The following is a 10,121-nucleotide window of genomic DNA, read 5'->3' on the forward strand; positions in this document are numbered from 1 at the left end:
CTGCGAGCGCCGCGGCGGTCGTCGCTCAGGCTGCGGGCACGAACGAGTCACGGGCAGCCCGTGCCCGCACTGGCTGACCCGACGGCGACCGAACGGCTGGTCACGGTGGTCGCCACGGAGAGCTCGAGCACCGTCGCACCGACCTCGGCCGCGGAAACCCAGGCCGGTTCACCGTCGACGAAGCGGGTGCGGACGGGGCCCAGCACCAGTGCGTGGATCCGCTTGTCGGGCGACTCGGCCGCGAGGACCCGCTGCATCATGAGCACCGCGGCCTGCTCCATGCTCACGAGTCCGCTGCCCGGCACCGGGAACTCGGCCGACTGCCCGACGATCACGGTGTAGGCGCCGGCGCCGCTCAGCCGGGGCACGATCGCCCGCGCGATCGCCACGTGGGCGGTGGCGAGCCCGGTGAAGGCACTCCCCCAGTCCCCTTCGGTGATGCCGGTCAACGGTCCGCCCTGCCACCACCCGCCGACGGGCACCGCGACGTCGTCGATGCCGCCGAGTCGCTCGGTCATCTCGCGCCCGAGAGCCTCGGCGCCGGCGAACGTCGTGGAGTCGTGCGTCGGGACGTGCAGCAGCGGCGACGTGCCGAGGCTGCCGAGTGCGGATCGGAGCGCTGCGCCGCGGTCGTCGGACCGGGTGGGCACGACGACGTCAGCACCCGCTTCCAGCCAGGCACGGACGATGCCTTCGCCGACGCCGCCGGTGCCGCCCGGCACGAGGACGCGTCGCCCGGAGAGGTCGTGTGTGGAGGTGTTCTCGGTCATGGTCGACTCCTCGTCGATGGTGAATGTTGGTCTGACCAACGATAGTACGGAATCGTTGGTGGCACCAACTGCTAGTGTTCGACCATGCACGACGAACCGACCCCGCCCCTGGCACTCCGGACCCTCGTGAGCTGGCAAGCCGGACGCCTGGCGACACTCGGGGCGCGTCTGACCGGAGCGCGGATGCCGCTCGAGGTGCGCTCCGACTTCGCGGTCCTGTCCGCGCTGGACGATAACGGGCCGCTGAGCCAGGCGGACATCGGACGGGTCCTCGGTCTCGACCGGAACAACGTCAACGGCATCGTCGTCCGACTCGAGGGCCACGGAGCGGTGAGCCGGGCTCCCGACCCCGCCGACCGGCGGCGGAACGTCGTCACCGTCACGCCGACGGGCCGAGCACGCCTCGCCGAGATCCAGGGCCACGCCGATGCCGTTCAGGCCGAGCTGTTGGCGGGGTTGTCCACTGCGGAGCGGGACGACCTGATCCGGCTGCTCGGCAAGGTCCTGGCGAGTCACCCGTCGCAGCCGGTGTGACGCTCCCTGCGACGGTGTCACTTGAGCAACACCCCGAGACCGGCTTGGCTGGGACCATGACGACGCCGTCCGTGTTCCAGCAGATCCCGACCGATCAGTGGGTCGCCGACAACGCGTTGGTCTTCGCGATCCGCGACGCGCACCCGGTCTCGCCCGGACACACGCTGGTGATCCCGAAGCGCGCCGTCCCCAGCTGGTTCGCGGCGACCGCTGACGAGATCGCCGCGATGACCGCACTCGTCGCCGTCGTCAGGGCCCAACTCGACGAGGAGTTCCGTCCGGACGGCTACAACGTGGGGTTCAACGACGGCGCAGCCGCAGGCCAGACCGTGTTCCACGCGCACACCCACGTCATCCCGCGCTTCGACGGGGACGTCCCCGATCCGACCGGCGGCGTCCGACACGCGGTGATCGGTCGCGGTCGGTACTGACCCGAGGGCGCCCCGCGACGAGCGTGTCCCGGCAGTCGGCGACAGCCCGTAGCCTGGTCGGATGCTCTCCCGACGCGAAGCCGCCGTCCGGCTCGACATCCCCCTCGAGATGGCCGCCCACCACGGGATCCCGTCACGCCTCACCGAAGCCGAGCTCGACGCCATCGAGCAGGACCCGCCGGCGTGGCTCGTGCAGTCACGGGCGAACCGCACGGGCACGAAGAAGGTCTGGGTGCAGCTCGAGTGCGTGGTCTGCGCGTTCGCCGAGACGGCCCGGCCCAAGAAGTGGTGGCCCGACTGGGACTACCTGATGTGCGACTACCACGAGCCCTGGCAGGCACCCGACCCCACCGCCGGGCTCACCCGGCGCGAGGTCGAGGGCGTGGGCAGCCGGTTCATCGCCCTGGTCGACGAGCGGGCCTGACCGGACGGTCCGCTCCGCCAAGCCGTCGATGCCGACGGCAGACGTAGTCTTCGGTGGTGCAGTGGCAGCAAGTGCTTCTCGAACGGGTCCGTCTCGCTGGGCCGGCGGTCCGCGCCGTGCAGCCGTACGGCTCGGTGCTCACCCCCGCGGACCTCGACCGGTGGAGCGATCTCGACGTCGAGCTGGAACTCGTCGCCGACGTCGACGCGAGTGTGCTCTTCGGTGGCGAACCCTGGGCGTGGCAGGACACCGTCGACGAGGGGGTGCAGCGTGTGCGGCTCGTCCTCCGCGACGGGCGCCGAGTGGACGCGGCGGCGCGCGGAGCCTCGATCCTGTTGCCGACGCCCGCTGCGGACAACAGCGCGCGGTTCGACCTCGCGCTCGCCGCGACGCGCTTCGGCCGAGGAGCGGACGTCATCGGGCTGCACCTCACCCTCGGTGTGGTGCGCGACGCGCTGGTGCAGCGCATGCTCGTCGCCGACCGTCGGGAAGGAACGGCACACCATCGCTTCGGCTCTGGATCGGACGGCGCTGCCGCCAGCGCACTGGCCGCTCTGGCCGGCGAGCCGAGCCCCGCGCTGGCGATGCGCGTCGCCTCCTTCTCCGCCGAGAGCCGTGCCGCGGCGGATCACGACTACCGGCCGGATTGGAGCGGCCTGACGGCGCTCCTCGCGATGTCGGCGGAGCACTGACCGGGCTCGCGCCACGAGAACCGCGCTGCGGCACGCATGGTTGAGGTGCCCGGCAACCACGTCGCGACCACCTCGGCGTGGTCGGGGCTGCGCGGGCCGTATCCTGGCTGCCTGGTCGCCGTCGCCGGGGAACACCCCGCGCGCGCGGACCGCCCGACGTCTCGGCTGGGCCTGTCGCCCACGGAAGGAACCGCCATGAGCATGGAAGGCGCGGCCTGGAGCTCGCTCTACAAGATCTCGACCGCCCGGGACGGCAAGCACGGCTTCTCCCGTGAGTCAGTCCGGCGGATCATGACGTTCGCGGTGCCCTACCGGGCCAAACTCGTCTTCTTCATCGCCCTCTCCGTCGTGGGGGCATTCCTCGCGGTCGCGACGCCGGTGCTCGCGGGCCAGGTCGTCGACGTCATCGTGGCCCGGGGTGCGGTCGGCACGATCGTCTGGCTCGCGATCGTCATCGCCCTCGTGGCCGTTGCCGACGCCGGCACGTCGCTGGTGACCCGCTGGTACTCCGCGCGGATCGGCGAAGGCGTCATCCTGGACCTCCGGACCGCGGTCTTCGACCACGTGCAGAAGATGCCGATCGCGTTCTTCACCCGGACCCGCACCGGCGCCCTCGTGAGCCGCCTCAACAACGACGTGATCGGCGCGCAGCAGGCCTTCAGCGGCACGCTGTCCGGCGTGGTCACGAACCTCGTGGCGCTCATCCTCACGCTGACCGTCATGCTCAGTACGTCCTGGCTCGTGACGGTCCTCGCCGTGGTCATGCTCCCCGTCTTCCTGATCCCCGCGCGGCGGATGGGTACCCGCCTCGCCGCACTGCGCCGCGAGGCCGCCGACCACAACTCGGCGATGAGCACGCAGATGACCGAGCGCTTCTCGGCACCGGGTGCCACCCTCGTGAAGCTGTTCGGCCGGCCCGACGAGGAGTCCGAGGAGTTCCGCGTGCGCGCGGCCCGCGTCCGTGACATCGGGGTCCGGACCGCGATGCTGCAGTTCGTCTTCGTCACCGCACTGACGCTCGTGTCCGCACTCGCCCTCGCGCTCGTCTACGGGCTCGGGGGCTTCCTCGCGCTCGCCGGCCAGCTGGACACGGGTGCAGTGGTCACCCTGGCGCTCCTCCTCACCCGCCTCTACGTGCCGCTGACCAGCCTCGCGAACGCGCGGGTGGAGATCATGAGCGCGGTGGTGAGCTTCGAGCGCGTCTTCGAGGTGCTGGACCTCGAACCGCTCATCCAGGAGAAGCCCGATGCGGTCACCGTCGCCGCCGGTCCCGTGGCCGTCGAGTTCGACGACGTCCGCTTCGCCTACCCCTCTGCGGACAAGGTCTCCCTCGCCTCCCTCGAGGAGGTCTCCACGCTCGACACCCGCGGCGGCGAGGAGGTGCTGCACGGCGTGTCCTTCCGGATCGAGCCGGGGCAGACCGTCGCCCTCGTCGGGACGTCCGGCGCCGGCAAGTCCACGATCGCGCAGCTCCTCTCGCGCCTGTACGACGTCGACAGCGGGGCCGTCCGTCTGGCGGGAACGGACGTCCGCGACGTCACCTTCGCCTCCATGCGGCACACCATGGGCATGGTGACGCAGGACGGCCACCTGTTCCACGAGACCATCGGTGCCAACCTGCGCCTCGCCAGGCCCGAGGCCTCCGACGACGAGGTGTGGGACGCCGTCCGCCGTGCGCGACTCGAGCCCCTCATCCGGTCGCTGCCCGACCAGCTGGACACCATGGTGGGCGAGCGAGGGTACCGCCTGTCCGGCGGCGAGCGGCAGCGGATGACGATCGCGAGGCTCCTGCTCGCCCAACCGCGGGTCGTCATCCTCGACGAGGCGACGGCGGCGCTGGACTCGACGTCCGAGGCGGCAGTGCAGGCGGCGCTCAGTGAGGCGCTCGAAGGACGAACGGCGATGGTGATCGCGCACCGCCTCTCGACGATCCGCAGCGCGGACCAGATCCTCGTGATCGAGGACGGTGCGATCGTCGAGCGTGGCACGCACGAAGAGCTGTTGACGTCGGGCGGGCGCTACGAGGAGTTGCACCGGACCCAGTTCGCGGTGCAGAAGAACGTCGCGGCGGACGAGGGATCGCTGAGCGAAGCGTAGAGGCTCCGCAATCCGTCCGACCGGAACCGCAGGTGCCGCCTGACAGTCGGGAGCCTCCCGCGCGCCACGTCGGGCGATCTTGGTCGTTCCGATCGGGCGATAGGGCGTCGGGCTTCACAGCTTGGGCGCCTCTGCTCGCCGCCGCAGTCGCCGCCGCCGTGGCTGGACCGGTCCTCTTCACGGCGGGGCCGCGTGCTGCTCGAGAGCAACAACGTCCGCAGCAGCCCGAGTCAGCGCACCGTGACCGGTAGCCGATGGTCTATCGGAACATCGAGCGGGGGCGTGGCCTCCCGTTAGGGTCTGGTCATGGCGTTCGATGTCGAGGGGGCGTACTCACGTCGAGCCGCGGAGTACGTCGAGCAGTTGGGCTCGATGGCGAGCGTGCATCCATCCGACGTGCAGCTCGTCTCGTCATGGGCGGCTTCAGTCGACGGCCCGCTGCTAGACGCTGGTTGCGGCCCCGGCCACTGGACCGCGTTCCTCAGGCAGCGAGGCCATGAGGTACGAGGTGTTGACCAGGTTCCGGAGTTCATCGAGCACGCACGACAGGCCTATCCCAATGCGGCGTTCGCGGTCGGCGATGTCGACGCCCTCCAGGATCCGGAGGATAGCTACGACGGGGTCCTGGCGTGGTACTCGTTGATCCATCACGAGCCCGACGCGATCCATCGTCCGCTCGATGAGTTCGTCCGTGTGCTCCGACCGGGTGGCCGGCTTCTCGTTGGCTTCTTCGTCGGCGACGATGTCGCACCGTTCGGGCATGCCGTGGTCACCGCTCATCGGTGGTCAACCGACGCGCTCGGCGATGCGCTGGAAGCAGCGGGATTCGACGTCCTCGAGACGCACACACGAACCGTGTCCGCACCCAAGCCTCGCCCTCACGGCGCGGTGTTGGCGCAACTTCGCGCCGCAGCTGAAACCGATCGGTAGCCGAGCGACGACCGGACGCAAGGGGCGGGCAGAGCCCGCTCCGGTGACGGAGGGGACGCTACGACCCGGCTGGCCAGTCGCGGACAAGTGCCGACATGATCACCTCGTCATGGAAGTGGCCGTCGTGGAACGTCGCTATCTTCTCCGACTCCACGCACCCGTTCATGACCGGCAGCAAGTGCGGCCGCGCCTACTCACTCGGGAGCAACCAGTGCAGCGCCATCGGCATCTTCACGTCCCTGACGCAGATCGTCGACCGCTGGTCCGGCGTTACCGTGAACACCAACTGATGATCAGACGCGCCGGGGCCAGCACAGCACTGCTCATCGCAGTGCTGCTGCTGGCCTCGGCCTGCTCCTCGACTCAAACAACGCTTAGGCTCACCACCGCCACGTCCGACGACGCCACCACATGGTCAAAACTCAACACGACCGTTCAAATCACGTCCAGGCATGGCGGCACCGACCTCCGCTTCGAGGGCCCTTGCGGGACCGTCGAAGCGGACGGGCTCACACGTCATGGCGACAGCCTGAAACGGTCCGCGAAATCATCGACTGCTGCCACCGGACAGGGCTGTATCGGTAACGCCGGCGCGCAACGTGCGGTCCTACAGGATCTGCTGACTGATGACGCAACGACGTACACCGTCGACCACGATCTACGGCGCCTGACCATCACCGGTGCCCGAGGGAAGCTGCTCTTCGAATAACCACGGGGGACTGCTTGCACTCCAGTCCGGACGTCCCGGTGAACGATCGGCTACCGAGACGGATTGAGTGATTCGGCTGGTGCGACCGCCGGCTTGGCCGCCAACGTACGGCCGTGGCGAGCTGCTTCCTGTTCGGCGTGGCTCCGCAACTCGTCAGCCAGGGCCGTGAACTGGTCGAGGGCCGGGTTCACGCCGACGAGGGTGAACTCGCGCTTCACCACGTCGAGGTCGAGCTGCCAGACGTCGGCGAGGACGCGCCGCATCCAGGATGTGGCGTGGTCCCACCCTTCCCGCGGCGTTCCAGCGGAGTAGTTGCCTCCCTGCACAGTGACCAGAACGGCCGGCTTGCCGGCGGTGATCGGAACGACACCGGGCGTCATGCGCGGATCGGTCAGCACGAGGTCAACGTAGGACTTGAAGTGCTGCGAGACGCCCCAGTTGTACAGCGGCACGGCGAACAGCAACGCGTCGGCTCCGGCGAGTTCGTCGGTCAGCTCGCTCGCCAGGGCGACCGCAGTGACCTGGGCGGGCGTGCGCTCGGAGTCGGGCGTTGCCGACGCTGCGACGGCGTTGGCCCACGCGTCAGCGGGCAGGGGTTCGATACCGATGTGCCGGCGAGTCACCGTCGAGCTCGGGTGCTCGGCGCTCCACTCGGTCTCGACGATGTCGCCGAGCGCTCGGCTGGTGGAGCCCTCGGTACGGATGCTGGCATCGAGGCGGAACAGGGTCATGGCACTCCTTCGATCGCTTCCAGGCCGTCGACCTGAACAACAGTTACGATCGGTAACCCTGCCCGCCGGGTTCCCGTTACCGCAAACGAGCCTCTGTTACCCGGCAGTGACCACGGGAGACCACATGACGGAACAGATGGCACTGGAGACGTTGCAGGCCAGGCTCGACCAGACCATGCCCACGATGGCCGAGCTGTGCACGAGCGAGGATCCGGAACTCTTCCGCTCGCTGCTGACACGCATGGGTGACAAGTGGACGCTGCTCGTGATCGGAGTGCTCGGCGACGAACGGCGCCGGTTCACTGAGCTCTCCGAGGTCATCCCTGGCATCTCGCGCCGGATGTTGACCGTCACCTTGCGCGCACTCGAGCGCGATGGGCTCGTGTCGCGGACGGTCTACGCGCAAGTGCCGCCCCGCGTCGAGTACGAGCTCACCGACCTCGGGCGGTCACTGCAACACGTGGCTCTCGCCCTCGCTGACTGGGTCAGAGAGCACCAGCACACGATCGTTGACAACCGGCAGGACTTCGACGGCGACACCCGGCATCAATGACGACGGCTCCCATCACGAGTACGAGCTGAATCGTTTGTTCATCGATCGCCGTTCGTCTGGTGAGGAGGAGTGCGGTCAGGGTTCCTACGAGCGCAACTTGTAGGAGCAGTCGTTGGTGGCGGAAGTTCGGCGTGCTGCGGTAATCGTCGACCGAGGATGCATGCGGCGGCGGCGGCCACGACTGTGCCGACCACGATGAAGATGACCCAGAGGTACGGGTGGCCGGCCCCGAGCAGGATCCCGGCGAGGGGTGGCCCGATGAATCGAGACACCGGGTAGGTGGCGGAGTTCATGGCGTTGTAGCGACCGCGGAGATGTTCCGGGGCCAGAGCGTTGGGCATGGCGTTGATGACGGGGCTGAGGAACGTCTCTCCGACACCGAACATCCCGAGGGCGATCACGAGCACGACCGCGGTGGCGGCATGCGGCACCAGGTCGGATGCGGCGAGGCCGGTAAGTGCCCACGCTGCGGCCCATGACAGGGAGCAGAGGACCAGGAGATTGCTCCGGCGAAGGGACCGGGTCAGGCGTTCGACGGGGAGTTGCAGGGCGATGATCACCACGGTGTTGGCCGCGAACGCCAACCCGATGACCTGGCCGGAGCCAGATGTCGTGGTGACGAACGACGCCCACGGGCCTTCGAGTTGCGCGCTTCCGAACACGGCCATCGTCAACAGCACCGCCAGGTACCCGGCGAAGGCTTTGTCTCGGAACACTGCTCCGTAGCTCGACGGCGTTGCTGGCTGCTGCGAGGGTCGGTGCGCATCCCATCCGATCGTGCCGCGGAGCGCGACGAGGAGGATCGCGGCGAAGACGACGGTTGTCCCACCGTCGAGGAGGTACACCATGTGGAAGCTCGACGGGCGGGCGAGGGACACCGAGACCGCTGCGATCAGCGATCCGGTTCCGATTCCGACGTTCATCAGCCCGAATCGGAGGGCGAACGCTCGAGATCGCTTGTCCGGCGGTACCTGGTGCGTCACCAGACCGTTCAGGCTTGGCCACACGAACGAGTTCCCGGCGGACATGATGACGAAACCGGTCACACCCAGAACGGGTTCGCGCGCGACCGCCAGCAGAAGGGTCCCTCCCGCTTGCAGGGTGAGGCCGAGGACCGCGACCTTGCCGAGTCCGAGCCGGTCGGCGAGGTTGCCTCCGAGCCCTGACGCTCCCAACGCGAGGACGGCTGCGCCAGCAACGATGAACCCGGCGCCTGCAAGCGGGATACCCAGGATCTCGTCGAGGTAGACGAAGAGGAACGGCAGCGTCAGGCATTGACCGATCGAGGTCACGACCGTGCCGACGAGCGTGGCGCGGAATGCTGAACGGGCTGCGGACGTGGGGGCGCTCATGCGCCACGCCCAACGAGGTCCGCTTCCGGGAGGGATGGTCGCTCGGCCGTGGGCAACACCAGGGGCATGGGCGTGTTCCGATCTGAGGGTTCGCCGTCAGGCAGAACCGGCATCAGAGGAAAAACCGCCTCGCGACAGCTTACAGCGGACGGACGTGACGTACGGCGGCGCGCTCAGCCGGAGACGATCGATCCGAGAGGAAACGCCCGCACACCATCGCCTCCGGTTGAATGGGGCTGTGCCGACGACAGCTGAGATCTTGAGCTTCGACGAGCCCGTCGTCCCGGCAGGAGCAAGCCCTTGGGTCGTCCGCCCGGGCAACGGGCCCATTCACATCGTCGAACCCGACCCGGCTTGGCCTCGGATGGCGGAGGCCGTCCGAGACCACGTCGTCGAGACGCTCGGCGTACGAGCCCTTCGCGTGGAGCATGTCGGCTCGACCGCGGTCCCTGGGCTACCAGCGAAGCCGATCCTCGACCTGGACCTCACGGTCGCCGATCCCTCCGACGAACGGGGCTGGTTGCCGCGACTGGAAGCGATCGGCTTCACCCTGACGGTCCGCGAGCCCTGGTGGCACGGGCACCGACTGCTTCGCCTGGACGCGACCGCTGCGGCGTCTCAGGCGCTGCCAGCCCACCCCACAGTGTTCCTGCATGTGTTCGGACCGGACAGCCCCGAACTCATCAAGCACGTGGTGTTCCGGAACTGGCTGCGCTTGAACAGCGCCGACCGGGACCGCTACGCCGTAGCCAAGCGCCAGGCTGCGGAGCAGCCAGCAAGCACCATGACCGAGTACAACGCGCGCAAGACCTCGGTCATCCGTGAGATCTACCAGCGGGCCCTCGACGCCGCTGGCTTCCCGTCCAGCGTCCGGTAGGCGATGGTCTAGCGGACGGAT

At 68.8% G+C, this 10,121-nt stretch carries 13 protein-coding genes; 10 read left to right on the plus strand and 3 right to left on the minus strand.

Annotated elements, in window-relative coordinates:
• Window positions 1–47: 47 nt before the first annotated feature.
• The gene (locus BIU96_RS07320; protein WP_071291954.1) at window positions 48–770 is read right to left on the minus strand and encodes an SDR family NAD(P)-dependent oxidoreductase; all 723 of its coding nucleotides are present in this window, start codon (window positions 768–770) and stop codon (window positions 48–50) included.
• 84 nt (window positions 771–854) lie between these two features.
• Here BIU96_RS07320 and BIU96_RS07325 point away from each other — a divergent pair, with 84 nt between their 5' ends.
• From BIU96_RS07325 to BIU96_RS07360, 8 genes are all read left to right on the plus strand, one after another.
• Complete coding sequence (locus tag BIU96_RS07325) at window positions 855–1,304, plus strand: MarR family winged helix-turn-helix transcriptional regulator (RefSeq protein ID WP_071291955.1); 450 nt, start codon at window positions 855–857, stop codon at window positions 1,302–1,304.
• A gap of 56 nt (window positions 1,305–1,360) precedes the next feature.
• Complete coding sequence (locus BIU96_RS07330; RefSeq protein ID WP_071291956.1) at window positions 1,361–1,735, plus strand: HIT family protein; 375 nt, start codon at window positions 1,361–1,363, stop codon at window positions 1,733–1,735.
• Window positions 1,736–1,796: 61 nt separating this feature from the next.
• Window positions 1,797–2,159 (plus strand): hypothetical protein, encoded by a 363-nt coding sequence (locus tag BIU96_RS07335; RefSeq protein ID WP_071291957.1) that lies wholly within the window; start codon window positions 1,797–1,799, stop codon window positions 2,157–2,159.
• Window positions 2,160–2,215: 56 nt separating this feature from the next.
• The gene (locus BIU96_RS07340) at window positions 2,216–2,851 is read left to right on the plus strand and encodes a hypothetical protein (protein WP_139199887.1); all 636 of its coding nucleotides are present in this window, start codon (window positions 2,216–2,218) and stop codon (window positions 2,849–2,851) included.
• Between the two features lie 195 nt (window positions 2,852–3,046).
• Entirely contained in the window at window positions 3,047–4,948 is a 1,902-nt protein-coding gene (locus tag BIU96_RS07345) for an ABC transporter ATP-binding protein (protein WP_071291959.1), read from the plus strand.
• Window positions 4,949–5,254: 306 nt separating this feature from the next.
• Window positions 5,255–5,878, plus strand: a complete 624-nt coding sequence (locus BIU96_RS18970; protein WP_083402729.1) for a class I SAM-dependent methyltransferase — start codon at window positions 5,255–5,257, stop codon at window positions 5,876–5,878.
• Between the two features lie 95 nt (window positions 5,879–5,973).
• Window positions 5,974–6,168, plus strand: a complete 195-nt coding sequence (locus tag BIU96_RS07355; RefSeq protein ID WP_071291961.1) for a hypothetical protein — start codon at window positions 5,974–5,976, stop codon at window positions 6,166–6,168.
• A complete protein-coding gene (locus BIU96_RS07360; protein ID WP_071291962.1) occupies window positions 6,168–6,587 on the plus strand; it encodes a hypothetical protein in 420 nt (139 codons plus the stop codon). Before BIU96_RS07355 ends, BIU96_RS07360 begins: the two co-directional genes overlap by 1 nt.
• 50 nt (window positions 6,588–6,637) lie before the next feature.
• On the opposite strand, the gene BIU96_RS07365 is transcribed toward BIU96_RS07360, so the two are convergent.
• Complete coding sequence (locus BIU96_RS07365) at window positions 6,638–7,318, minus strand: FMN-dependent NADH-azoreductase (RefSeq protein WP_071291963.1); 681 nt, start codon at window positions 7,316–7,318, stop codon at window positions 6,638–6,640.
• Window positions 7,319–7,442: 124 nt separating this feature from the next.
• On the opposite strand from BIU96_RS07365, the gene BIU96_RS07370 reads away from it, so the two are divergent.
• Window positions 7,443–7,871, plus strand: coding sequence for a helix-turn-helix domain-containing protein (locus tag BIU96_RS07370; RefSeq protein ID WP_083402731.1), 429 nt, complete (start codon window positions 7,443–7,445; stop codon window positions 7,869–7,871).
• Between the two features lie 38 nt (window positions 7,872–7,909).
• Here the strand turns inward: BIU96_RS07370 and BIU96_RS07375 are convergent, their stop codons facing one another.
• The gene (locus BIU96_RS07375; protein ID WP_071291964.1) at window positions 7,910–9,223 is read right to left on the minus strand and encodes an MFS transporter; all 1,314 of its coding nucleotides are present in this window, start codon (window positions 9,221–9,223) and stop codon (window positions 7,910–7,912) included.
• Window positions 9,224–9,461: 238 nt separating this feature from the next.
• On the opposite strand from BIU96_RS07375, the gene BIU96_RS18975 reads away from it, so the two are divergent.
• On the plus strand, window positions 9,462–10,100 hold the full coding sequence (locus BIU96_RS18975; protein WP_254786020.1) for a GrpB family protein: 639 nt from the start codon (window positions 9,462–9,464) through the stop codon (window positions 10,098–10,100).
• Window positions 10,101–10,121 lie beyond the last annotated feature (21 nt).

Origin of the sequence: Curtobacterium sp. MCBA15_008, assembly GCF_001865065.1 — a bacterium.
Lineage (GTDB): Bacteria > Actinomycetota > Actinomycetes > Actinomycetales > Microbacteriaceae > Curtobacterium.